Origin of the sequence: Pseudomonas sp. BCA17, from assembly GCF_004519405.1 — a bacterium.
Taxonomy (GTDB): Bacteria; Pseudomonadota; Gammaproteobacteria; order Pseudomonadales; family Pseudomonadaceae; genus Aquipseudomonas.
Genome location: NZ_SGWI01000001.1, coordinates 1,412,849 through 1,437,762, shown reverse-complemented (window position 1 = coordinate 1,437,762; position 24,914 = coordinate 1,412,849). Strand labels below are relative to the sequence as shown.

21 protein-coding genes are annotated in these 24,914 nt (G+C 60.9%); 12 read left to right on the top strand and 9 right to left on the bottom strand.

The window, feature by feature from the left end:
• Positions 1-25 precede the first annotated feature (25 nt).
• Positions 26-178 (bottom strand): DUF3309 family protein, encoded by a 153-nt coding sequence (locus tag EXW71_RS06655; RefSeq protein ID WP_065873322.1) that lies wholly within the window; start codon positions 176-178, stop codon positions 26-28.
• Between the two features lie 327 nt (positions 179-505).
• Here EXW71_RS06655 and EXW71_RS06650 point away from each other — a divergent pair, with 327 nt between their 5' ends.
• Complete coding sequence (locus tag EXW71_RS06650; RefSeq protein ID WP_167659639.1) at positions 506-1,321, top strand: SDR family oxidoreductase; 816 nt, start codon at positions 506-508, stop codon at positions 1,319-1,321.
• Positions 1,322-1,447: 126 nt separating this feature from the next.
• Complete coding sequence (gene csrA / locus EXW71_RS06645) at positions 1,448-1,645, top strand: carbon storage regulator CsrA (RefSeq protein ID WP_134656828.1); 198 nt, start codon at positions 1,448-1,450, stop codon at positions 1,643-1,645.
• 7 nt (positions 1,646-1,652) lie between these two features.
• On the opposite strand, the gene EXW71_RS06640 is transcribed toward csrA, so the two are convergent.
• The 5 genes from EXW71_RS06640 to mnmC form a co-directional block, all read right to left on the bottom strand.
• Entirely contained in the window at positions 1,653-1,880 is a 228-nt protein-coding gene (locus EXW71_RS06640) for a YheU family protein (RefSeq protein ID WP_003192759.1), read from the bottom strand.
• A 69-nt stretch (positions 1,881-1,949) separates the two neighbouring features.
• On the bottom strand, positions 1,950-3,134 hold the full coding sequence (locus tag EXW71_RS06635; RefSeq protein WP_134656827.1) for an osmoprotectant NAGGN system M42 family peptidase: 1,185 nt from the start codon (positions 3,132-3,134) through the stop codon (positions 1,950-1,952).
• A 23-nt stretch (positions 3,135-3,157) separates the two neighbouring features.
• Entirely contained in the window at positions 3,158-4,891 is a 1,734-nt protein-coding gene (gene ngg / locus EXW71_RS06630; RefSeq protein ID WP_134656826.1) for an N-acetylglutaminylglutamine synthetase, read from the bottom strand.
• Between the two features lie 3 nt (positions 4,892-4,894).
• A complete protein-coding gene (locus EXW71_RS06625; protein WP_134656825.1) occupies positions 4,895-6,667 on the bottom strand; it encodes an N-acetylglutaminylglutamine amidotransferase in 1,773 nt (590 codons plus the stop codon).
• A gap of 235 nt (positions 6,668-6,902) precedes the next feature.
• On the bottom strand, positions 6,903-8,882 hold the full coding sequence (gene mnmC, locus EXW71_RS06620) for a bifunctional tRNA (5-methylaminomethyl-2-thiouridine)(34)-methyltransferase MnmD/FAD-dependent 5-carboxymethylaminomethyl-2-thiouridine(34) oxidoreductase MnmC (RefSeq protein ID WP_134656824.1): 1,980 nt from the start codon (positions 8,880-8,882) through the stop codon (positions 6,903-6,905).
• A 189-nt stretch (positions 8,883-9,071) separates the two neighbouring features.
• On the opposite strand from mnmC, the gene pap reads away from it, so the two are divergent.
• The 3 genes from pap to EXW71_RS06605 all read left to right on the top strand — a co-directional run bounded on the left by pap (position 9,072) and on the right by EXW71_RS06605 (position 13,079).
• Entirely contained in the window at positions 9,072-10,622 is a 1,551-nt protein-coding gene (gene pap, locus EXW71_RS06615) for a polyphosphate:AMP phosphotransferase (RefSeq protein ID WP_134656823.1), read from the top strand.
• A gap of 127 nt (positions 10,623-10,749) precedes the next feature.
• Positions 10,750-11,934 carry a thiolase family protein gene (locus EXW71_RS06610; protein ID WP_134656822.1) on the top strand — a complete coding sequence of 395 codons (1,185 nt, stop codon included), beginning with the start codon at positions 10,750-10,752 and terminating at the stop codon, positions 11,932-11,934.
• Between the two features lie 188 nt (positions 11,935-12,122).
• A complete protein-coding gene (locus tag EXW71_RS06605; RefSeq protein WP_134656821.1) occupies positions 12,123-13,079 on the top strand; it encodes a DMT family transporter in 957 nt (318 codons plus the stop codon).
• Here EXW71_RS06605 and EXW71_RS06600 read toward each other — a convergent pair.
• On the bottom strand, positions 13,076-14,458 hold the full coding sequence (locus EXW71_RS06600; protein ID WP_134656820.1) for a class II fumarate hydratase: 1,383 nt from the start codon (positions 14,456-14,458) through the stop codon (positions 13,076-13,078). The two genes, EXW71_RS06605 and EXW71_RS06600, sit on opposite strands and share 4 nt — an antisense overlap.
• A gap of 181 nt (positions 14,459-14,639) precedes the next feature.
• Here EXW71_RS06600 and EXW71_RS06595 point away from each other — a divergent pair, with 181 nt between their 5' ends.
• The 7 genes from EXW71_RS06595 to EXW71_RS06565 all read left to right on the top strand — a co-directional run bounded on the left by EXW71_RS06595 (position 14,640) and on the right by EXW71_RS06565 (position 22,457).
• Positions 14,640-15,158 carry a DUF2059 domain-containing protein gene (locus EXW71_RS06595; protein WP_123717599.1) on the top strand — a complete coding sequence of 173 codons (519 nt, stop codon included), beginning with the start codon at positions 14,640-14,642 and terminating at the stop codon, positions 15,156-15,158.
• A 6-nt stretch (positions 15,159-15,164) separates the two neighbouring features.
• Positions 15,165-15,458 (top strand): BolA family transcriptional regulator, encoded by a 294-nt coding sequence (locus EXW71_RS06590; protein ID WP_123717600.1) that lies wholly within the window; start codon positions 15,165-15,167, stop codon positions 15,456-15,458.
• Positions 15,459-15,680: 222 nt separating this feature from the next.
• A complete protein-coding gene (locus tag EXW71_RS06585) occupies positions 15,681-16,622 on the top strand; it encodes a rhodanese-related sulfurtransferase (RefSeq protein ID WP_134656819.1) in 942 nt (313 codons plus the stop codon).
• A 36-nt stretch (positions 16,623-16,658) separates the two neighbouring features.
• Complete coding sequence (locus tag EXW71_RS06580) at positions 16,659-17,261, top strand: DsbA family protein (RefSeq protein WP_177421573.1); 603 nt, start codon at positions 16,659-16,661, stop codon at positions 17,259-17,261.
• Complete coding sequence (locus EXW71_RS06575; protein ID WP_134656817.1) at positions 17,254-19,071, top strand: ABC transporter ATP-binding protein; 1,818 nt, start codon at positions 17,254-17,256, stop codon at positions 19,069-19,071. The genes EXW71_RS06580 and EXW71_RS06575 overlap by 8 nt, the downstream gene beginning before the upstream one ends.
• Before the next feature lie 71 nt (positions 19,072-19,142).
• Complete coding sequence (locus EXW71_RS06570) at positions 19,143-21,605, top strand: EAL domain-containing protein (protein WP_134656816.1); 2,463 nt, start codon at positions 19,143-19,145, stop codon at positions 21,603-21,605.
• Positions 21,606-21,683: 78 nt separating this feature from the next.
• A complete protein-coding gene (locus EXW71_RS06565; RefSeq protein WP_283101040.1) occupies positions 21,684-22,457 on the top strand; it encodes a TenA family transcriptional regulator in 774 nt (257 codons plus the stop codon).
• A 22-nt stretch (positions 22,458-22,479) separates the two neighbouring features.
• Here the strand turns inward: EXW71_RS06565 and EXW71_RS06560 are convergent, their stop codons facing one another.
• Both EXW71_RS06560 and lldD read right to left on the bottom strand, forming a co-directional pair.
• Positions 22,480-23,406, bottom strand: a complete 927-nt coding sequence (locus EXW71_RS06560) for a GGDEF domain-containing protein (protein ID WP_134656815.1) — start codon at positions 23,404-23,406, stop codon at positions 22,480-22,482.
• Between the two features lie 299 nt (positions 23,407-23,705).
• Positions 23,706-24,836, bottom strand: coding sequence for an FMN-dependent L-lactate dehydrogenase LldD (lldD, locus tag EXW71_RS06555; RefSeq protein WP_123717607.1), 1,131 nt, complete (start codon positions 24,834-24,836; stop codon positions 23,706-23,708).
• Positions 24,837-24,914 lie beyond the last annotated feature (78 nt).

Sequence of the window (24,914 nt, the reverse complement as noted above, 5' to 3'; positions counted from 1 at the left end):
TGAGGCCTCTTTGTTTTGCGGACGTTTATATGCGGCCGAGCAACATCAATACCAGCAGAACGACCAGCACAACACCCAGGATACCCGACGGGCCATAGCCCCAATTTCGCGAATGGGGGAATACCGGCAAACCGCCGACCAACAGCAGGATCAGGATAATGATCAGAATCAGGCTCATGTTTTCTTCCTTATTGGCCTTGGGGAAAGACCGGTTATTTAACGAGAGGCTCGCCTTTTGTTTACGGGCGCCTTAATACCTCCGACTCTGCCCATTCGAAGAAAATTCCCTGTTTCTTTAAAGCATTTTGCAAACTTTCTTATTTCCTTTAACGCGTTCGCAGCGGCACAAGCTTAGTTGCAAAAACATTGAACTTACGCTGTAAACCGACCTCGCACCCGTTCGCCGGTTTGCCCGAGGCATTCATCAATTGGATGGTGCGTGGGTAGCGGAAAAACCTTCGCTACACTGCCGGGCATTACCTCCGCGAACACAAGGCAACTTTCTATGCAAAATCGCATGATGATCACTGGCGCCGGGTCCGGGCTGGGTCGTGAAATCGCTCTGCGCTGGGCCCGTGAAGGCTGGCAGTTGGCCTTGTCGGACGTCAGCGAGCCGGGCTTGCAGGAAACCCTCAAGCAGGTGCGCGAGGCCGGTGGTGATGGGTTTACCCAACGCTGTGACGTGCGTGACTACAGCCAGCTCACGGCCTTTGCCCAAGCGTGCGAGTTGAAGCTCGGCGGCATTGATGTGATCGTCAACAATGCCGGCGTCGCGTCGGGGGGCTTCTTTGCCGAACTGTCCCTGGAAGATTGGGACTGGCAGATTGCGATCAACTTGATGGGGGTAGTTAAAGGCTGCAAGGCGTTCCTGCCGCTGCTGGAGAAGAGCAAGGGCCGGATTATCAACATCGCCTCGATGGCGGCGCTGATGCAAGGACCGGCGATGAGCAACTACAACGTGGCCAAAGCCGGTGTGGTGGCGCTGTCGGAAAGTCTGCTGGTTGAACTCAAGCAGCAGCAAGTGAGCGTGCATGTGGTGTGCCCGTCGTTTTTCCAGACCAACCTGCTCGACTCGTTCCGCGGGCCGACCCCGGCGATGAAAGCGCAGGTGGGCAAGTTACTGGAAAGCTCGCCGATCTCGGCAGCGGACATTGCCGACTACATCTACCAGCGCGTGGCCGAAGGTGAGTTCATGATTCTGCCCCATGAGCAGGGGCGGATGGCCTGGGCATTGAAGCAGAAGAACCCGCAGTTGCTGTACGACGAAATGACGGTGATGGCCGACAAGATGCGCGCCAAAGCGCAAGCTGTTAAGGGCTGATCGGGTGCGGTCTGTCAGGTAAGTTACCTATTGATGTAGGTGGTGCCTGATTTGACCGCAAGCCATTGCTGGGCCGTATTCAAGCGCGCATGGTCGAGGTCCTGTCACTCCAAAAGGACAACCGCCATGCTGGTCTTAAGCCGCGCCGTCGGCGAAATCATCTCCATCGGCGATGACATCGCCTTGCACATCCTCGAAGTGAACGGTACCCAGGTAAAACTCGGCATCGTGGCGCCTGTGGACGTCAATGTGCACCGTGCCGAGGTTTATCAAAAGATCCTCGAACGCCAGGCCGCCCAACCCCACACCGCCACCCATCCCTGAAACCTGCTCAGTCGAACAGATGCTTGGGCACATCGTGCTTGAGCATCAACTGGCATTGCTCGCTCTCGGGGTCGAATACGATCAGCGCCTGGCCTTTGGTCAGGGCCTGGCGTACACGCAGCACGCGGGTTTCCAGCGGCGTGTCGTCACCATTGTCAGTGCCGTCGCGGGTGACGAAGTCTTCGATGAGCCGGGTCAGGGTATCGACTTCAAGTGCGTCGTAGGGAATCAGCATACAAGCCTCGGAGGTAGGGTCCCGGCGATCCTACTGCGCCGGGCCCCTTGTTACCAGCAGTTGCCGGCGTCAGGATTTTTGACCGACCAGGCTGTCCACCGACGGTACACGGGTGTCGCTCTCCATTTGCGTCTCGTGTTCCAGCTGATGGCTGAACCTGTCCAGTGAGCCCTGGGCCGGTTGTGCATCGCTGGCGAACACCGGCGGGCTGAGGATATAGGCGCCCAACAGGCGGCTCAGCGCGGCCAGGCTGTCGATGTGCGTACGTTCGTAGCCGTGAGTGGCGTCGCAGCCGAAGGCCAGCAGGGCGGTGCGGATGTCGTGGCCGGCGGTGACGGCCGAGTGGGCGTCGCTGAAGTAATAGCGGAACAAGTCGCGGCGCACGGGCAGCTCGTTGTCGGTCGCCAGGCGCAACAGATGACGGGACAGGTGATAGTCATACGGCCCGCCGGAGTCCTGCATCGCCACGCTCACGGCATGCTCGCTGGAGTGCTGGCCGGGGGCAACCGGGGCAATATCGATCCCTACGAATTCACTGACGTCCCAGGGCAGGGCGGCGGCTGCGCCACTGCCGGTTTCTTCGGTGATGGTGAACAGCGGGTGACAGTCGATCAGCAAGGGTTCGCCGCTGTCGACGATGGCCTTGAGCGCGGCGAGCAAGGCCGCGACACCGGCTTTGTCATCCAGGTGGCGGGCGCTGATATGCCCACTCTCGGTGAACTCCGGCAAGGGGTCGAACGCCACGTAGTCGCCCACGCTGATGCCCAGCGAATCACAGTCGGCGCGGGTGGCGCAGTAGGCGTCCAGGCGCAATTCCACATGGTCCCAACTCACCGGCATTTCATCCACGGCGGTGTTGAACGCGTGCCCGGAGGCCATCAGCGGCAGCACACTGCCACGGATTACGCCATTGTCGGTAAACAGGCTGACCCGGCTGCCTTCGGCAAAGCGGCTCGACCAGCAACCCACTGGCGCCAGCGTCAGGCGACCGTTGTCCTTGATGGCCCGCACGGCGGCGCCAATGGTGTCCAAGTGCGCAGACACGGCACGGTCCGGGCTGTTTTTTTGGCCTTTCAGGGTGGCGCGAATGGTGCCGCGCCGGGTCATTTCGAAGGGAATACCCAGTTCTTCCAGGCGTTCGGCGACATAGCGCACGATGGTGTCGGTAAATCCGGTAGGGCTGGGAATGGCGAGCATTTCCAGCAGTACTTTTTGCAGGTAATTCAGATCCGGTTCGGGGATGGTTCGGCTCATAAAGACTCCTAAGGTCGGATCGTTCAGCTATGGGGAAACAGCAAGTCCACAAACTTTTCCGCAGTGGGCTGCGGCTCATGATTGGCCAGGCCGGCCCGTTCGTTGGCCTCGATGAATACGTACTCGGGTTGGTCGGCGGCAGGCACCATCAGGTCCAGGCCGACCATCGGGATGTCCAGGGCGCGGGCGGCACGAATGGCGGCGTCCACCAGGGTGGGGTGCAGGATTGCGGTGACATCCTCCAGGCAACCGCCGGTGTGCAGGTTGGCCGTGCGGCGCACGGCCAGGGTCTGGCCGGGAGGCAGGATGCTGTTGTAGTCGTAGCCGGCGGCATTCAGCGTGCGTTCGGTTTCGCCATCGAGGGGGATTTTGCTCTCGCCGTCGGTAGCGGCCTGCCGGCGACGGCTTTGGGCCTCGATCAAGGCGCGGATGGTGTGGTGACCGTCGCCGGTGACTTCGGCCGGGCGGCGGATAGCGGCGGCGACCACTTCAAAGCCGATCACCAGGATGCGCAGATCCAGGCCTTCGTGGAAACTCTCCAGTAACACGCGGCTGTCGAACTGGCGTGCCGCTTCGATGGCCTGTTGCACGTCTTCGATGGTCTGCAAATCCACCGCCACCCCCTGGCCTTGCTCGCCGTCCAGTGGCTTGACCACGATGCGCTGGTGCTCGTCGAGAAACTCCAGGTTGTCATCGGCGCTGCCTGCCAATTGTTGCGCCGGTAATTTCAGACCAGCCGCTTTGAGCACTTTATGGGTCAGGCTTTTGTCCTGGCACAAGGTCATGCTGATAGCGCTGGTCAGGTCGCTCAGGGACTCACGGCAGCGCACGCGGCGTCCGCCATGGCTTAAGGTGAACAAACCGGCCTCGGCGTCATCGACCTGTACATCGATGCCGCGGCGATGGGCCTCTTCGACAATGATCCGCGCATACGGATTGAATTCCGCCTGCGGACCCGGCCCCAGAAACAGCGGTTGGTTGATGCCATTCTTGCGCTTGATCGCAAACGTGGTCAGCGCCCGAAAACCCAACTTGGCGTAGAGGCTCTTGGCCTGGCGATTGTCGTGCAGCACCGACAGGTCCAGGTAACTCAAGCCACGGCTCATGAAGTGCTCCACCAAATGGCGCACCAGCACCTCGCCCACACCGGGACGTGTGCATTGCGGGTCGACCGCCAGGCACCACAGGCTGCAGCCGTTTTCCGGGTCTTGAAAGGCTTTCTGATGATTGAGGCCCATCACGCTGCCGATCACCGCGCCGCTGTCTTCGTCTTCGGCCAGCCAATACACCGGTCCGCCCTGATGGCGGGGCGTGAGGCGTTCGGCGTCGACAGGCAACATACCGCGCCCGTGGTAGAGCAGGTTGACCGCCTGCCAATCGGCATCGGTCTGTACGCGACGGATGCGAAAACCTCGAAATACGCGGGTGGCCGGACGATAGTCAGTGAACCATAGGCGCAGGGTGTCGGAGGGGTCGAGGAACAATTGTTGTGGGTCGAGCCCGAGGATCTGCTGAGGCGCCGCCACGTACAACGCTATATCGCGTTCCCCGGGCTGCTCCTTGAGCAGTTCTTCGGCCAGGCTGGCCGGTTCGGGAAAGGTATGGCCGATCAGTAACCGGCCCCAACCGCAATGCACGGCGATCGGTTCGGCGTTTTGCGGGCTGCCATCCTCGGCCAGTCGGGCTTGCAGGCGTTCGTAAGACGGTGCCTGGCCCTTGAGTAAACGTTGGCTGTAAGCCGCTGCATGGGGTTTCATCAATCAGATTCCTTGTTCGCTGAGCCACAGGTTCAGCGCCGCCAGTTGCCACAGTTTGGAGCCGCGCAGCGGGGTCAATTGGCCCTGCGGGTCAGTGAGCAGGCGGTCGAGTGTGGCCGGGTTAAACAGGCCACGATCCTGGCTGGGGTCCAGCAGCAGGTCGCGCACCCAGTTCAGGGTGTCGCCTTGCAAATGCTTGAGACCGGGCACCGGGAAATACCCTTTTTTACGGTCGATGACCTCGCTGGGGATGACGCGGCGCGCCGCTTCTTTCAACACTTGTTTGCCGCCATCGGGCAATTTGAATTTACCCGGCACGCGGGCCGACAGTTCCACCAGGCGGTAGTCGAGGAACGGCGTGCGTGCTTCCAGGCCCCAGGCCATGGTCATGTTGTCGACGCGTTTGACCGGGTCGTCCACCAGCATCACCGTGCTGTCCAGGCGCAGCGCCTTGTCCACCGCGGCTTGCGCACCCGGCATCGCGAAATGCTCGCGCACGAAGTCGCCCGCAGCGTCGTTGGCGGTGAGCCATTTAGGCGCGACGGTGGCGGCATAGTCGTCGTAGCTGCGGTCGAAGAATGCCTCGCGGTAGGCACTGTAGGGATCGCTGGCGCCATCCACCTGCGGGTACCAGTGGTAACCGGCGAAGAGCTCATCGGCGCCCTGGCCGCTCTGCACCACCTTGCAATGCTTGGCCACTTCCCGCGACAACAGGTAGAAGGCGATGCAGTCGTGGCTGACCATCGGCTCGCTCATGGCGCGAAAGGCCGCGGGCAGTTGCTCGATGATTTCGCTCTCGGCGATGCGCAACTGGTGATGGCGGGTACCATAGTGCCGGGCGATCAGGTCCGAGTACTGGAACTCGTCGCCACGTTCGCCGCCGGCATCTTCAAACCCGATGGAGAAGGTCGACAGACCTTCCACGCCGACTTCCCGCAGCAGCCCGACGAGCATGCTCGAGTCGACGCCGCCGGAGAGCAGTACCCCGACATCCACGGCCGCGCGTTGGCGAATGGCTACGGCTTCGCGGGTGCTGTCGAGGACGCGGTCGGTCCAGTCTTCCAGGGTGAGGTTACGCTCATCCTCACGTGGGCCGTAGGGCAGCGTCCACCAGGTTTTCTGCTCGGTCTTGCCGTCGGCGTCGATGCGCATCCAGCTTGCCGGTGGCAGCTTCTCAATGCCGGCCAGCAAGGTACGCGGCGCCGGTACCACGGCGTGGAAGTTGAGGTAATGATTGAGTGCCACCGGATCGAGGATCGGGTTGATGTCACCGCCCTTGAGCAGCGCCGGCAACGCCGACGCAAAGCGCAAACGCTGACCGGTGCGCGACAGGTACAGCGGCTTCACGCCGAGACGGTCGCGTGCAAGGAACAGGCGCTGGGCGTCACGCTCCCAGATCGCAAACGCAAACATGCCATTGAGCTTGGGCAGCAGCGCTTCGCCCCAGGCGTGATAGCCCTTGAGCAGTACCTCGGTGTCGCCGCCGGAATAAAAGGCGTAGCCCAGGGCTTCCAGCTCTGCCCTGAGTTCCGGGAAGTTGTAGATGGCACCGTTGAAGGCCAGGGACAGGCCCAGATGGGCGTCGATCATCGGCTGGGCCGAGCCGTCCGACAGGTCCATGATTTTAAGGCGACGGTGGCCAAGGGCGATTGGGCCCTGGGCATGGAAGCCCCAGGCATCGGGCCCGCGAGGGGCCAGGTGATGGGTGATGCGTTCTATTGCTGCCAGGTCGGCAGGTTGGTGATCAAAACGTAGCTCGCCAGCTAATCCGCACATAAATTCCTTACCGGTTTTTCCGTTGGGGAGAACAAAACTCACAGCGCCGGAAGGGCGCATACCCTGAAACTGACCCAAGGCAATTGTGGGAGTTTTAGAACAATAAGTTATATGCGGAAGGGGCGCGGGGTACGCACAGTGCAATGACGCGCCTGTGTTGCCCGTGCTTGACGGGGGAAGCCTTTATGGAGGAAGGGGATACCGGCGGCGGCCCATCCGGTATCCGAGGTGTTGCTCAGCGCTTGGTCGCAGTGCTGCGAATCAGCGTGCGCACGGCGAAGCGATTCGGGTGGCAGGCGTGCGCCACGCTGCTCGGCAGCGGCAGCGGTTCATCATCCAGCCAGGCCGCGAGCAGTTCAGCGGACAGCGGCGCGGTGATCAGGCCGCGCGAGCCATGGCCGCTGTTCACGTACAGGCCGTCCAGCCAGGGACACGGTGTCTGCGGACTATGCCGGGCATCCTTGCGCAGTGCGTCGTAGGCCTGGGTGAAGGCCGGTGCGTCGGCCAGCGGGCCGACGATGGGCAGGTAGTCCGGGCTGGTGCAGCGAAAGGCGGCGCGGCCTTGCAGGTCGGCGGGGTCGAGGGCTTCGGCGTGCAGACGTTGGGCCAGGTCTGCGGAGATGTCCTTGAGCAGCGCCAGGTTGCCGGCGTGATCGGCGACGGTGGGTGTGAGGTCATCGTTGTTGAAGTCGAAGCTGGCGCCCAACGTGTGTTCGCCCAGGCGCGGCGGGGCCACATACCCTTCGGCACACACCACCGTCTTGAGCGCGGCGCTCTCGGCTGTTTGCGGCAAGCGGGTGATCTGCCCGCGAATGCGCTTGAGCGGCAGGTCGGCGAACTGTCGGACTTGCGCCGCACAGGCCAAAACCACCACCGGCGCGCCGGCCAGCAGGTGTTCGCCGTCCCAGGCCTGCCATTGGCCATCGACGTTGCGCAGGTCGAGTACGTCATGGTGAGGCCGCACGGTGATGCCGGGCTGGCGGGCTTGCCACTCACACAAGGCGGGCGGGTGCACCCAGCCGCCCTCCGGATAAAACAGCCCGCCATGCTGCAGGGCAACCTCGGCCCTGGCTTGTGCCTGCTCCCGATTCAGCGGGTGCACCAGCGTCGGCGCAAACGCATTGGCCAGTTGCGCCTGGCGTTGGTCTTCCTTGGCGTCGAAGGCCAGTTGCAACACGCCGCAGTCGTCCCAGTCCACACCGCGCTGCAGCTGTTCCAGCAGACGACGGGTGTGCCCGAAACCGGCGACGATCATCTGTGACAAGGCGGTGCCATGGGCTGACAGTTTCAGGTACAGCACGCCTTGCGGATTGCCCGATGCCTCTTGGGCGAGTGCATCGTGGCGCTCCAGCAGGTCGACCTGCCAGCCGCGCGCAGCGAGACTGGCGGCCGTGGCACAGCCGGCCAGGCCACCACCGATCACCAGGGCTTTGCGCTCGCCATGGGCGCGCGCCGGTCGGGCGAACCAGGGTTTGGTTGGCGGCGGTGGTGTGACATCGGCCGGCCAACCGAGAAACTCACCGCGCAGGATCTCCCACTTGTGGCCGATACCCGGCGTGCGCTTCATCTTGAACCCGGCCGCATTGATCAAACGCCGAACCCAGCCGGTGCTGGTAAAGGTGCTGATGGTCGAGCCCGGCGCGGCCAGGCGTGCCAGTTCGGCAAACAACTCGGCGGTCCACATCTCCGGGTTTTTCGCAGGGGCGAAACCGTCGAGAAACCACGCGTCGATCTGCGCGTCCAGTTGCGGCAATTGCTCCAGCACATCACCGATCAGCAGGGTCAGGGTCACGCGGCCGTTATCCAGCACCAGGCGCTGAAAACCCTGGTGGATGGCGATGTACTGCGCCAGCAGTTGTTCAGCGAACGGTTGCAGCTCGGGCCACAGGGCGAGGGCGCGTTTCAGGTCGGTGTGACTGAGGGGGTATTTTTCCACGCTGACAAAATGCAAGCGTGCACCGGCGACCGCGTGTTGCTCGAACAGCTGCCAGGCACACAGGAAATTCAGGCCGGTGCCAAAGCCGGTTTCACCAATCACCAGCCGCCCACCCACCGGCAAGGCCGCAAAGCGCTCCTGCAAACGGTTCTGTTCGAGGAACACATAGCGGGTTTCTTCAAGGCCCGACTGGTCGGAGAAGTACACATCGTCGAACACCCGCGAGTGCGGGCGGCCGTGCTCATCCCAGTCGAGCTGGGCGTGGGTGATCGGGTTCATGGGCGGCTCAAAAAATCGCAGGCAAAGGCAAGGCCGCCATTCTAGCCGATCACGGGGCTGGCGATGGGCGGCGGTTGCCGAGGTTCAGCCAGGCTGCGGCCATTGACCCACGACAAGTTCGTTGGAATTCCTTTCCTGCCGCGTAGCCCAATCCGCTAGTCTTGAGCCATCTTGAAACGGAGCTGCCCCATGTTCGAATCCGCCGAAATCGGTCACGCCATCGACAAAGACACCTATGACGCTGAAGTGCCGGCCCTGCGCGAGGCGTTGCTGGAGGTTCAATATGAACTGCAGCAGCAGAAGCGCTTTCCCGTGATCATCCTGATCAACGGCATCGAAGGCGCCGGCAAGGGCGAGACGGTCAAGCTGCTCAATGAATGGATGGACCCGCGCCTGATCGAGGTGCGCACCTTCGATCAGCAGACCGATGAAGAGCTGGCCCGTCCACCGGCCTGGCGCTATTGGCGCCAATTGCCTGCCAAGGGACGCATGGGGGTTTTCTTCGGCAACTGGTACAGCCAGATGTTGCAAAGCCGAGTGCACGGTGAGATCAAGGATGCCCGTCTCGATCAGGCCATCGCCGGTGCCGAGCGCCTGGAAAAGATGCTCTGCGACGAAGGGGCGTTGATCTTCAAGTTCTGGTTTCACTTGTCCAAGAAGCAGATGAAGGCGCGCCTCAAGGCGCTGGCCGACGACCCCCTGCACAGCTGGCGCATCAGCCCGCTGGACTGGCAGCAGTCCGAGACCTACGACAAGTTCGTGCATTTCGGTGAGCGTATCCTGCGGCGTACCAGCCGCGACTACGCACCGTGGCATGTGATCGAAGGGATCGACGCCCATTACCGCAGCCTCACTGTGGGCAAGCTGCTGCTCGAGGGGCTGCAAAACGCCTTGAAACTGGCCAAGGGTAAATCCAGCGGCATGAACCCGGCGCCCTTGATCGCTTCGGTGGACAAGAAGGGCCTGCTCGACAGCCTCGACTTGAGCAAAAGCCTGGAAAAAGATGATTACGAAGAACAGCTGATTACCGAACAGGCGCGCTTCTCCGGCCTGATGCGCGACAAGCGCATGCGCAAGCACGCATTGATCACTGTGTTTGAGGGCAACGATGCGGCGGGTAAGGGCGGTGCGATCCGGCGTGTGGCGGCGGCGCTCGACCCGCGCCAATACCATATCGTGCCGATTGCCGCGCCCAGTGAAGACGAACGTGCCCAGCCTTACCTGTGGCGGTTCTGGCAGAAGATTCCGGCGCGCGGCATGTTCACGGTGTTCGACCGCTCCTGGTACGGCCGCGTGCTGGTGGAGCGCGTCGAAGGTTTCTGCTCGCCGGCCGACTGGATGCGCGCCTATGGCGAAATCAACGACTTCGAAGAGCAACTGCGCGATGCGGGCGTGATCGTGGTCAAGTTCTGGCTGGCCATCGACAAGGACACGCAGTTGGAGCGCTTCCAGGCCCGTGAAAACATCCCTTTCAAGCGCTTCAAGATCACCGAAGACGATTGGCGCAACCGCGACAAGTGGGATGATTACCGCACCGCCGTGGGCGATATGGTCGACCGCACCAGCACCGAAATTTCGCCCTGGACCCTGGTGGAAGCCAACGACAAGCGCTGGGCGCGGGTCAAGGTGCTGCGCACGATCAACCGGGCGCTGGAAGAAGCGTTCGAAAAAACCGACAAGCACGACAAGCACGACAAGCACGACAAGCACGACAAGAAAGGCAAGAAAGCCAAGAAGTAGCGAACGAGGCAATCCCGCTCACCGCCCTCATGGTTTCGCATACGCCGGGTGAATGATCGTCGCGGTTGGGAGGACCTGGATCTATCCTCGATCCATCTCCCAACAACGACAAGATCGAGGTAGCCCCATGCGTGAAGTAGTCATCGTCGACAGCGTGCGAACCGGCCTGGCCAAGTCCTTTCGCGGCAAGTTCAACCAGACCCGCCCCGATGACATGGCGGCCCATTGCGTCAATGCGCTGCTCGCACGCAACGGCATAGACCCGGCGACGGTTGAGGATTGCATCGTGGGTGCCGGCTCCAACGAAGGTGCCCAGGGCTACAACATCGGGCGCAATGTGGCGGTGCTTTCGCAGTTGGGCACCGGGACGGCGGGCATGACCCTCAACCGTTTCTGCTCTTCGGGTTTGCAGGCGATTGCCATTGCGGCCAACCAGATCGCTTCGGGTTGCAGCGACATCATCGTCGCCGGTGGCGTCGAGTCCATCAGCCTGACTATGAAAAGCGTCAACACCGATAACCTGATCAACCCGTTGCTCAAGGAGCAGGTGCCGGGCCTGTATTTCCCCATGGGCCAGACCGCCGAGATCGTCGCGCGCCGTTATCACGTCAGCCGTGAAGAGCAGGACCTGTATGCCCTGCAAAGCCAGCAGCGCACTGCCCAGGCTCAGGCCGACGGTTTGTTCAGCGATGAAATCGTGCCGATGGCGGTCAAGTACAAAGTCGAGGACAAGAACACCGGCGCAGTGCAGGTGCTGGACGGCGTGGTCGACCGCGACGATTGCAACCGCCCGGACACCACCCTGGCCAGCCTGCAAGGCTTGAAACCCGTGTTTGCCGAAGACGGCTCGGTGACGGCGGGCAACTCGTCGCAGCTCTCCGATGGGGCATCGATGACCCTGGTGATGAGCCTGGAGAAAGCACTGGCACTGGGGCTCAAGCCCAAGGCGTTTTTCCGCGGGTTTACCGTGGCGGGCTGCGAACCGGATGAGATGGGTATCGGCCCGGTGTTCTCGGTGCCCAAGTTGCTCAAGGCCAAGGGGTTGCAGGTGGCGGATATCGACCTGTGGGAGCTCAACGAGGCGTTTGCCTCGCAGTGCCTGTATGCGCGTAATCGCCTGGAAATCGACAATGCGAAATACAACGTCAACGGCGGTTCGATCTCCATCGGACACCCGTTCGGCATGACCGGCTCGCGACAAGTGGGGCATCTGGTGCGTGAGTTGCAGCGCCGTAACTTGCGCTATGGCGTCGTGACCATGTGTGTGGGCGGCGGTATGGGGGCGACCGGTCTGTTCGAGGCGGTGCGTTAGGTACCGCTGGAAAAAAACGGGATCAGTGGGGGAGGGGCTGTCCCCGATGGCGGTGGCTCAGATCGAGGATCTGTGACTGATATACCCTCATCGGGGAAGCCCCTCCCGCATTTTGAACGGCGTCATAGCCCAATCCTTGTGCTTGCCCCTAGAATGCGGTTCCACTTCCTCTGGTTCCTGGGGCTCTCATGCACATCTCTTCCGGCCGCTGGGTCTACGGCTTTGGCTTGACCCTGCTGACCGCGTTTCTATGGGGCATCCTGCCCATCAAACTCAAACAAGTGCTGCAGGTGATGGACCCGATCACCGTTACCTGGTTTCGCCTGACGGTGGCCGGCGGTTGCCTGTTCGTCTACCTCGCGCTCAGCAGGCGCTTGCCCAGTCGCAGGGTGCTTGGCCCGAAGGGCGGCTGGCTGGTGGCGATGGCGGTGTGCGGCCTGGTAGGCAACTACGTGCTGTATCTGGTCGGCCTGAAAATGCTCAGTCCCGGCACCGCACAGTTGGTGGTGCAGATGGGGCCGATCTTCCTGATGATCGCCAGTGTGTTTGTGTTCAAGGAGCGATTCAGCCTGGGGCAGGTAGTAGGGTTGGTGGTGTTGATCTGCGGTTTCGGTTTGTTCTTCAACCAGCGCCTGACGGAGCTTCTCAGCTCGCTTGGCACGTATACGGCGGGCGTATTGACGATATTGCTGGCGACCTCCATCTGGGTGTTCTATGCCCTGGGCCAGAAGCAGCTGTTGACGGTGTGGAATTCGCTGCAGGTGATGATGGTGATCTATCTGTTCTGTGCCCTGTTGCTCACGCCCTGGGCTCATCCGCTGGAAGCGCTGGACCTGAGCCCGCTGCAAGGCTGGCTGTTGCTGGCCTGCTGCATGAACACCCTGGTGGCGTATGGCGCCTTCGCCGAGGCGCTGGCCCATTGGGAAGCTTCGCGGGTCAGTGCGACTCTGGCGATCACACCCTTGGTGACCTTTGTCGCGGTGGCCCTGGCCGCGTGGTTGTGGCCGGACTATGTGCAGGCTGAAGAGATCAACGCCCTGGGCTATGCCGGGGCGTTGGTGGTGGTGCTGGGGTCGGCGACCGTGGCGCTGGCACCATCGTTGCTCGCCGGGCTCAAGGCCCGGCGTTTACGCATGGCCTCCTAGTTTCCGAGCATGTCCTGCGGGCGCACCCATTGGTCGAACTCCGCCTCGGAGAGGTAGCCCAGCTCCAGCGCGGCTTCCCGTAGGGTCAAGCCTTCGGCGTACGCCTTCTTGGCGATCTGCGCCGACTTGTCATAACCGATGTGTGGGTTGAGTGCCGTGACCAGCATCAGCCCGCGGTCCAGGTGCTCGGCCATTTGCGCAGCGTCAGGCTCGAGGCCGGCCACACAATGCTCCTGGAAGTTATTGCAGCCATCGGCCAGCAGGCGGATCGATTCCAGCAGGTTGTGGATGATCACCGGCTTGTACACGTTCAACTGCAAATGCCCCTGGCTGGCGGCAATGCCGATGGTCACGTCATTGCCCAATACCTGGCAGGCCAGCATCGACAGCGCCTCGCACTGGGTGGGGTTGACCTTGCCCGGCATGATCGAGCTGCCCGGCTCGTTGGCCGGCAACTTCACTTCGGCCAGCCCCGCGCGGGGGCCGGAACCCAGCAGGCGCAGGTCGTTGGCGATTTTCATCAGGGCCACGGCCAGAGTTTTCAGCGCACCGTGCAGGGTCACCAGTGGCTCATGGCCGGAGAGGGCGGCGAACTTGTTCGGGGCCGTGACGAAGGGTAAGCCTGACAACGCCGCCAGTTCGGAAGCAATGGCCTCGCCAAAACCGTGGGGCGCATTCAGCCCGGTGCCTACGGCGGTGCCGCCCTGGGCCAGTTCGCACACCGCAGGCAGGGCGCTACGGATCGCGCGCTCGGCGTAGTCGAGTTGGGCAATAAAGGCCGAGAGTTCCTGGCCGAAGGTGATCGGCGTGGCGTCCATCATGTGGGTGCGACCGGTTTTCACCAGCTTCATATGTTTGGCGGCTTGCTCCGCCAACCCGCCGGAAAGATTAGCGATGGCGGGCAGCAGCCGTTGATGCACGGCCTGCACGGCCGCGATGCTCATGGCCGTGGGGAAGCAGTCGTTGGAACTCTGGGAACGGTTGACGTGGTCGTTGGGGTGCACCGGGCTCTTGCCGCCACGGTTGTTGCCCGCCAGCTCGTTGGCACGGCCGGCGATGACCTCGTTGGCGTTCATATTGCTCTGGGTACCGCTGCCGGTCTGCCACACCACCAACGGGAATTGATCGTCATGCTGCCCATCGAGCACTTCGTCAGCGGCTTGCTCGATCAGGCGGGCGATGTCGGCGGGCAGATCGCCGTTGCGGTCGTTGACCCGTGCCGCGGCCTTCTTGATCAGGGCCAGGGCGTGCAACACCGCGAGTGGCATGCGCTGTTCACCAATGGCGAAATTCACCAGCGAACGTTGGGTCTGGGCGCCCCAGTAAGCATCGTCCGGGACATGAACTTCTCCCAGGCTGTCGGTTTCGATACGGCTCATCGGGCTTACTCCTTCAGGTTCGTTTGCGCAGTTTAGGCTGTGATCGGCCGGACGGGTTCCCTGAAAGACTTTTCATCGGCAAATCCACGTCCGACAAGGGGCGGGGTTGAGCCATAAGGTTTTTTAGGCGCAGAATGGGCGCCCTTGGGGTCTTACCTCGCCTGCTAGAAAAGGAAACTCGATGACTCGTCTTCGTGCCATCTGTACCGCGGTTGCTCTGGTTTGCGCCAGCGGCCAGGTTTTTGCCGATACCGCCAGCCACAACGCCAGTGCCGAAGCCTTCCTTACCCTGGCCCACGCCGACAAGCTGGGTACCCCGGTGTACATGCAAGTGCAGCAAATGTTTGCCCAGCGTTTCGAACAGACCAAGGCGCCTGCCGCCAAGCAGTCCGTACTGGACAGCTACCAGGCCAAGGCCAACGCCGCCCTGGATCAGGCCATTGGCTGGCCGAAGCTGAAGCCGGACATGGTCAAGCTCTATACCAGCAACTTCAGCGAGTCCGAGCTTAAGGACCTGGTCGCTTTCTACCAGTCGCCACTGGGCAAGAAAGTCCTGGAAAAAATGCCGCAACTGACCCAGCAATCGGCCCAGATGACCCAGGCCAAGCTGGAAAGCGCCGTGCCGGTAGTCAACAAGCTGTTGGAAGACATGACCAACGAGCTGATGCCGAAAGCTGCCGCACCGGCCAAGAAGAAGTAAGCAGGAATGACCATGCAACAGCGTATCGAAACGGCGCTTGCCGCCCTGGGCTCCGACCACCTGAGCGTGCTGGATGAAAGCCACATGCACAGCCGTGGGTTGCAGACCCACTTCAAGGCCGTGCTGGTCAGCCCTCAGTTCGAGGGGCTCAACCGCGTCAAGCGCCATCAGAAGGTCTACGCCACCCTGGGTGACCTGATGAGCGAGTTTCATGCGCTTGCGCTGCATACCTACACGCCTGACGAGTGGGCGAAAATCGACGCAGCACCGGCCTCGCCGACCTGCGCCGGAGGGCATTGAGGCAGCTAAGCTACAAGCTACAAGCTACAAGCTACAAGCTACAAGCTGCGAGGTTGGAGCTTGCTTACCGCACATAGCTGCCTTTTTGTTAGAATCCTCAGCGCGCCGCCTAGTCGGCGCGTTTTTTTGTCTTTGCTTTTACTTGCAGCTTGCAGCTTGAAACTCGCAGCTGCACCAATCCGGTTCACCCTTTACGAGGGTAGCCACCTGGAGAGAACACCCATGACTCAACCGATTGTCGTGGCGGCACTGTACAAGTTCGTCACCCTTGAAGATTACGTCGCCCTGCGCGAGCCACTGCTGCAGGCGATGGTCGACAACGGCATCAAAGGCACCCTGCTGATCGCCGAAGAAGGCATCAACGGAACCGTTTCCGGCACCCGCGAAGGCATCGATGGTCTGCTTGCCTGGCTGAAAAATGACCCGCGCATGGTCGACATCGATCACAAGGAATCCTACTGCGACGAGCAGCCGTTCTACCGCACCAAGGTCAAGCTCAAGAAAGAGATCGTGACCCTGGGCGTCGAAGGCGTCGATCCGAACAAGAAGGTCGGCACCTATGTCGAACCGCAGGACTGGAACGCGCTGATCAGTGACCCGGAAGTGCTGTTGATCGACACCCGCAATGACTACGAGGTGTCCATTGGCACCTTCGAAGGCGCGATTGACCCGAAAACTACCAGTTTTCGCGAGTTTCCCGACTACATCAAAGCCAACTTCGACCCGGCCAAGCACAAGAAGGTCGCCATGTTCTGCACGGGCGGCATTCGTTGTGAGAAAGCCTCGAGCTATATGCTCAGCGAGGGCTTTGATGAGGTCTACCACCTCAAGGGTGGCATCCTGAAGTACCTTGAAGAGGTGCCCCAGGAAGAAACCAAATGGCGGGGCGACTGTTTTGTGTTCGACAATCGTGTGACGGTACGCCACGACTTGAGCGAAGGCGACTACGATCAATGTCATGCCTGCCGCACACCGGTGAGCGTCGAAGACCGCGCGTCCGAGCACTATGTGGCGGGTATCAGTTGTCCGCATTGCTGGGATAAGCTGCCGGAGAAGACCCGTCGCAGCGCGATCGACCGGCAAAAGCAGATTGAACTGGCCAAGGCCCGCAATATGCCGCATCCGATTGGCTTCAACTATAAGCAAACCCCTTCCGAGGCCTGAGCCATGTCTGCGCGCCTGCTCTATGTAATGGACCCGATGTGCTCCTGGTGCTGGGGTTTTGCCCCGGTGGCCGAGGCGTTGGTGGAGCAGGCCCAGGCCGCCGGCGTGGAGCTGCATCTGGTGGTGGGTGGTTTGCGCACCGGCAGCGGTGCGGCGTTGGAACCTGCGACCCGGCGCTACATCCTGGAGCACTGGCAGGCGGTCACCGATGCCACCGGCCAGCCGTTCAAGCGCGAAGGCGCGTTGCCCGACGGTTTCGTCTATGACACCGAGCCGGCCTGCCGCGCCATCGTCACGGCGCGCAGCCTGGCGCCGGACTGCGCGTGGACGCTGCTGGGGCTGATCCAGCGCGCGTTTTATGTCGAGGGCCGCGATGTGACCCTCGCCAGTGTGCTGGTGGAACTGGCGGAGAAGGCCGGCATACCGCGGATCGAGTTTGCCGGTGCGTTTGACCGCGCCGAGCAACACGCCGCAACGGCCGCTGACTTCACGTGGGTGCAGGACTTGGGTATCGCCGGTTTTCCGACCCTTTTGGCCGAGCGCAATGGCCAGTTGGCTTTGCTGACCAATGGTTATCAGCCGCTGTCCGAGCTGTCGCCGTTGCTGGCTCGATGGCTGGAGCGAGCAACCTGTGCATGATCAGCCTGACCTTGAACCTGGCAAACGCACTGATCGCCTGACCTGGGTGGAAATCCGCCGTCTGGTCCTGCGTCACAAGAAATCCCTGTGGATCGCCAATGGCGTAGCCGTGCTGGCGACCCTGTGCAGTGTGCCCATTCCCCTGCTGTTGCCGTTGCTGGTGGACGAAGTGCTGCTGGGCCACGGCGATGCCGCGCTCAAGGTGATGAACCACGCGTTACCCCTTGGCTGGCAGAAAGCCGCCGGTTATATCGGCCTGATGCTGTTGGTGACGTTGTTACTACGCTGCGGTGCGTTGGTATTCAACGTGGTGCAGGCGCGGCTGTTTGCGCGGTTGGCCAAAGACATCGTGTATCGCATCCGCGTGCGCCTGATCGAACGGCTCAAGCGCATCTCCCTCGGCGAATATGAAAGCCTGGGCAGTGGCACGGTCACCACACATTTGGTCACCGACCTCGACACGCTGGATAAATTCGTCGGCGAAACCCTTAGCCGCTTCCTGGTGGCCATGCTCACCCTGGTGGGCACTTCGGCCATTCTGGTGTGGATGCATTGGCAGCTGGCGTTGTTGATCCTGTTGTTCAATCCGCTGGTGATCTACGCCACGGTGCAACTGGGCAAGCGCGTCAAACACCTGAAAAAACTGGAAAACGACAGCACCTCACGGTTTACCCAGGCGCTGACCGAAACCTTGGACGCCATCCAGGAAGTGCGCGCCGGCAACCGCCAGGGCTTTTTCCTCGGGCGCCTCGGTCAGCGTGCCCTGGAAGTGCGCGACTATGCGATCAATTCCCAATGGAAAAGCGATGCCTCCAGCCGCGCCAGCGGTTTGTTGTTCCAGTTTGGTATCGATATCTTCCGTGCGGCGGCGATGCTCACCGTCTTGTTTTCCGACCTGTCCATTGGCCAGATGCTCGCGGTGTTCAGTTACCTGTGGTTTATGATCGGCCCGGTGGAACAATTGTTGAACCTGCAATACGCCTACTACGCGGCGGGTGGCGCGCTGACGCGGATCAACGAGCTGCTGGCGCGAGCCGACGAGCCGCAATATGCCGGCGGCGATGATCCGTTTACCGGGCATGAGACGGTGGGTATTGACGTGCGTGGCCTCAACTTCGGCTACGGTGAAGACTTGGTGCTCGACCAACTGAACCTGAGCATTGCGCCAGGAGAAAAGGTCGCCATTGTGGGGGCCAGCGGCGGCGGCAAAAGTACGTTGGTGCAACTGCTGCTGGGGCTGTATACGCCACAGGCGGGCAGTATCCGTTTCGGCGGTGCCACCCAGCAGGAGATCGGCCTGGAGACCATCCGTGAACATGTAGCGGTGGTGCTGCAACACCCGGCGCTGTTCAACGATACCGTGCGCGCCAACCTGACCATGGGCCGTCCCCGTTCCGACCAGGCTTGCTGGCAGGCACTGGAGATCGCCCAACTGGAGGCCACCGTCAAGGCTTTGCCCTTGGGCCTGGACAGTGTGGTGGGGCGGTCCGGCGTACGCTTTTCCGGCGGGCAACGCCAGCGCCTGGCCATTGCGCGGATGGTGCTGGCCGAGCCGAAGGTGGTGATTCTGGACGAGGCCACTTCCGCCCTGGACGCCGCCACCGAGTACAACCTGCATCAGGCGCTGGCGCGGTTTCTCAGCGGTCGTACTACACTGATTATCGCCCATCGCTTGTCGGCGGTGAAACAGGCTGATCGAGTACTGGTGTTCGATGGTGGGCATATCGCCGAGGATGGCGACCATCAGCAATTGATTGCCGATGGCGGGTTGTACGCCAAGTTGTACGGGCATCTGCAACAAGTGCATTGATTTAGCTTAGGCTGTGCTATCGGGAGCGGATTTTCGCGTGCGTATTCAGCTGTGCATGTGCAAGGGACTTCATGAAGCAAAAGCGAACTCTCGGAACACCACGGTTGTTGGGCATTGTCTGGCCTTTTATCGCCGTCGTGCTGTTCCAGGCATTGTTGGGTTGCGTCAGTCTCTACGTGCTTTCAGCGGTGCGTGGCTATGTGGCTGGCGAAAGTCTATGGTCCAAGGGTCAGAAAGATGCCATCTATTACCTGACGCTCTACGCTGATAACCGCGACGAAGCGACTTATCTCAAGTATCAGCAAGCCATCGCCGTGCCACAGGGCGGGCATGAACTGCGCATTGCCCTTGACCGCCCCGTCCCGGACCTCACCGCAGCGCGCCTGGGTATTCTCAAGGGCGGCAACCACCCGGATGACGTTTCCAGCCTGATCTGGCTGTACCTCAACTTCCGCCATTTCAGCTATCTGGAAAAAGCCATCGAACTGTGGACCGTGGGCGATGGCTATCTGGTACAACTGGATGAACTGGCGCAGTCGATGCACCAGGCGATCAGCGCGAATCAGGTCAGTGGCGACAACGTACGCGACTGGAAGGCGCACATCATTGCTATCAACGACGGTGTGACCCCGGCAGCCAAGGCATTCAGCGATGCCCTGGGCGAAGGCTCACGCATGATTTTGCGGCTGTTGCTGATCACCAACCTGGCCACCGCTTTGGGCCTGATTGTTCTGGCGCTGTTGCGTACCCACAAGCTGCTGGCCCAGCGCCATGCCTTTGCCAATGCCCTGCAAGTCGAGAAGGAGCGCGCGCAGATCACCCTGGAATCGATCGGCGACGGCGTGATCACGACCGATGTCGATGGCGCCATCGACTACATGAACCCCGCGGCGGAGGCGTTGACCCACTGGAAAAACGCGCAGGCCCAAGGCTTGCCGCTGGCGGCGCTGTTCAAACTGCTGGATGAAAGCGCCGAGCCTGACGGCTTTACCCTGATCGAGCGCATCATCAAGGGCCGGCTTGGTGGCGGCAGTGAACATTCCAAGCTGATCCAGCGCCTGGACGGCAGTACGGTATCGGTGACGTTGGTGGGGGCGCCGATCCGCAGCGCCGGCAAAGTCAGCGGCGCGGTGCTGGTACTGCACGACATGACCCAGGAGCGCCAGTACATCGCCAATCTGTCGTGGCAAGCGACCCATGATGCCTTGACCGGCCTGGCCAACCGTCGCGAGTTCGAGTACCGCCTGGAACAGGTTCTGCAACAAGTGGGGCGCCAGCAAAGTGGGCGGCACGCGTTGATGTTCCTCGACCTGGACCAATTCAAACTGGTCAACGACACCTGTGGGCATGCGGCCGGCGACGAGCTGTTGCGTCATATCTGTGCGCTGCTGCAGTCGGACCTGCGTGAAGGTGACACCCTGGCGCGGCTGGGCGGCGACGAATTCGGCATTCTGCTGGAGAATTGCCCGGCGCCGGTGGCCGAAAGGATTGCCGAGAGCCTGCGCCATACCGTGCAGAGCCTGCACTTTGTGTGGAAGGGGCGGCCGTTCATGACCACCGTCAGCATCGGCCTGGTGCATATCTCGCAAACCCCGACCACCCTGGAAACCTCGCTGCGGGCCGCAGATATGGCCTGCTACATGGCCAAGGAAAAGGGTCGCAACCGGGTGCAGGTCTACCATGCCGATGACTCGGAGTTGTCTGTGCGCTTTGGTGAGATGGCCTGGGTGCAGCGTCTGCACGTGGCGTTGGAAGAAGACCGTTTTTGCCTGTACTCCCAGGAGATTTCGCCGCTGGGCCATACCGACGCAGGCAGTGGGCACATCGAAATCCTGTTGCGGCTGCATGATGAAGGGGGGCGCATCATTTTGCCCGACAGTTTTATCCCGGCCGCTGAACGTTACGGCCTGATGACGTCGCTGGACCGTTGGGTGGTCGAGAACGTGTTCAAGATCATCGCCGAATGCTTGCGTGAGCGTCCGGGTCGACCGATGGCCATGTGTGCGATCAATCTGTCAGGCATTACCATTGGTGATGATGATTTCCTGGGTTTCTTACGTGAGAAATTCGCGGCCTATAACATCCCGCCTGAAATGATATGTTTTGAAATAACAGAGACGAGTGCTATAGCCAATCTTGGCAGTGCGATACGTTTTATTAATGAACTCAAAGCGTTAGGTTGCCATTTCTCTCTTGATGATTTTTGCGCCGGAATGTCCTCATTCGCTTATCTTAAACATTTACCTGTAGACTTCCTGAAGATCGATGGAAGTTTCGTAAAGGATATGCTGGACGACCCGATTAACCGCGCCATGGTCGAAGTGATCAACCACATCGGCCACGTCATGGGTAAGCGCACAATTGCCGAGTTTGTTGAAACACCGCACATCGAACAGGCTTTACTTGAGATAGGTGTGGATTACGCTCAGGGCTACCTGATTGAACGCCCGCAATTGTTTACCTTTGATAGCTTGCAGTGTCGACCTGTGCGGCCGCAGCCTCTGTTATTCAAGGCGCCCGGCACATTCCGCTGAAACATTTGCTGGTCTGTACTATCACACTAAAAAAGGAGCCCTACAGTGATCGACACATTCAACAGAACCGGCCCGCTTATGGAAGCCTCAAGTTACCCCGCCTGGGCGCAACAATTGATCCAGGACTGTAGCGAGAGCAAGCGCCGAGTTGTCGAGCACGAACTGTACCAGCGCATGCGCGACAACGCGCTCAGCGCCAAGACCATGCGCCACTACCTGATTGGTGGTTGGCCGGTGGTTGAACAGTTTGCTTTGTACATGGCGCAGAACCTCACCAAGACCAAGTTTGCCCGCCATCCTGGGGAGGATATGGCGCGACGTTGGCTGATGCGCAACATTCGTGTGGAACTGAACCACGCTGACTATTGGGTGCATTGGGCCCGCGCCCATGGCGTGAGCCTGGAAGAGTTGCAAGCGCAGAACGTACCGCCGGAATTGCACGCCCTGAGCCATTGGTGCTGGCATACCAGTTCGGCCGACTCGCTGATCGTTGCAATCGCGGCGACCAACTATGCCATCGAAGGGGCGACTGGGGAGTGGTCCGCCGTGGTGTGTTCGACCGGTGTGTATGCCGCCGCCTTCCCCGAGGAAGACCGCAAGCGTGCAATGAAGTGGTTGAAGATGCACGCTCAGTACGATGACGCCCACCCTTGGGAGGCCCTGGAAATCATCTGCACGCTGGCCGGGATGAACCCGAGCAAGGCCTTGCAGGTCGAGTTGCGCCAGGCCATCTGCAAGAGCTACGACTACATGTACCTGTTTCTGGAAAGCTGCATGCAGTTGGAAAAAGACAAAGACAAGGTGCTCGCCGCCGTTCGCGAGCGCCCGGCACGCGTCGCCAGCGAGGCGTGATGTAAGCGTGATGGCGGGGTTTTTACCCCGCCATTGCCAAGCGGTTGCGGCCTTCGCGCTTGGCCACGTACAAAGCGTTGTCGGCGCGGCGCAACAGGCTTTCGGCCGACTCGGCGGCCAGCAAGGTTGAGCAGCCGAGGCTCACCGTCAATTCGATACGCGTACCCTCCGCTCCATAATCCTGGGCCTGTACTGCCTGGCGCAGACGGTTGCCGACCATCGCCGCAGCATCCCGGCCGGTATTCGATAGCAGGATCAGAAACTCTTCCCCGCCAAACCGAAACACCATGTTCACGTTGCGCAACTGGCTTTTGATCGTCGCGGCCACGGCGCGCAGCACGCTGTCGCCGGTGGCATGACCATGGGTGTCGTTGATTCGCTTGAAGTGGTCAATGTCCAGCATCAGCAAGGACAACGGGTTCAGATGCCGCCTGGCCATATCGATCTCCCTTTGCAGGGTCTGGTCCATGGCAATTCGGTTGCCGGTTTCGGTCAGCGGATCACGCAGGGCGCTGCGGGTGGCTACGCGGTAGAGCAGGGCGTTGCGCATCGGATAGAGCAGGGTAGCCAGCAGGGACTCGAGTTGGTTCAGTTCTTCTTCCATGAACCGCTGGTTGCGTCGAAAGATCAGTTCGCCCAAGTGCTCGCCTTCGTGACTCAAGCTGTAACTTACCGAATGATGGCCGCGATGGCCGAACTCCATACGCAGATCGCTGGTTTCGTGACGGTATTGCAGGGCGTCCACGGGGACCAGGCGTTGGGTTTCGCGAAAGAACAGACCAAGAATACGTTCTGGTTCCAGGCTGCTCTGCAACTGTTGGTTCAGTTGCTGGCGAAGTTGGGCAAGGGTAGTAGGGCGCCGGGGAAGCAGAGACGGCTGACCAAATCCCAGACGTTGCAATTTGGCACTGTCGAAGTCAATTGTGTTGGTCTGGGTGGGTGTTTTCATAAATGGACGGCCTCTAAGCACTTAACTGTCTTACAGGCAGGATGAGAATGGCAAAGGCCAAGCGTCTTACTGTTCCTTCAGTTACGTAAAACATTGGAAACAGTTTAAACCGCTTTGGTCCGGGTTATAACCCCGGGGCACTGCCGCACGTCTTGTCATCGCTCAACCTGCTTGGCAGGAAATAGAGCCAGAAGCGTGCCAAGTTCATGGGGTGTTATAAAACACCCTATAAATCAATCAATTGCTCTTAGAGTTAAGAGCAATTGCTTTCTACCTGCGCCAGTTATTTGGCTGGCAGGTTAGACCAGGGTGGTGCGGTCGATCTGCTCAATCGACGTGACCCCGGTCAGGGTCATGGCCACGCGCATTTCCTTGGCGAAGATGTCCAGCAGGTTTTCCACGCCGTGCTGGCCCTCGGCGGCCAGGGCGTAGGCGGTCGCGCGGCCCAGCAGGCAGGCCTTGGCGCCCAGCGCCAGCATGCGCACCACGTCCAGCCCCGAGCGGATGCCGGAGTCCACCAGCACCGTGAGATCGTCGCCGACCGCATCGGCAATCGGTGGCAAGGCCTTTGCCGTGGACAGCACGCCATCCAACTGGCGCCCGCCGTGGTTGGAGACCACGATGCCGTCGGCCCCGAAGCTCACGGCGTCCTTGGCGTCCTGGGGATCGAGGATGCCTTTGATGATCATCGGGCCTTTCCAGAATTCACGGATCCACTCCAGGTCTTTCCAACTGATCGAGGGGTCGAAGTTGTTGGCCAGCCAGCCGATGTAGTCTTCCAGATGGGTGGGTTTGCCCAGGTACTTGGAGATATTGCCCAAGTCGTGGGGACGGCCCAGCAACCCCACATCGAATGCCCATTGGGGCTTGGTGACGGCTTGCAGGATGCGCCGCTGTGCCGCGAACGGGCCGGACATGCCCGAGTGCGCATCGCGATAGCGCGCGCCGGGCGTCGGCATATCCACGGTAAACACCAGTGTAGTGATCCCTGCAGCTTGCGCCCGCTCCAGCGCGTTGCGCATGAAGCCCCGGTCTTTGAGCACGTACAGCTGGAACCAGATCGCCTGCGCGCTTTGCGACGCCACTTCTTCAATCGGGCATACCGACACGGTCGACAGGCAGAACGGAATGCCCTTGTTCGCCGCTGCCTTGGCCGCCTGCACTTCGCCGCGCCGTGCGTACATGCCGGTAAGGCCCACTGGGCTGAGGATCACAGGCATGTCCAGGGTCTGACCGAACAGTGTGGTCTGGAGGCTCAGGTTATCGACATTGCGCAGGATACGCTGGCGCAGGCTGATCTCGGCCAGGTCCGAACTGTTGGCGCGCATCGTGTGTTCGGCGTAGGCGCCGCCGTCGATGTAGTCGAACAGGAAGCGCGGCAGCTTGCGCTTGGCGGCTGCGCGATAATCGGAGGCGGACGAGATGATCATTGAAGAGGGGCTCCACACAGGCAAGAGGCGTCAGGATAGGCAATAATCTGGCATGATAAAAACAACTTTTATCGATTG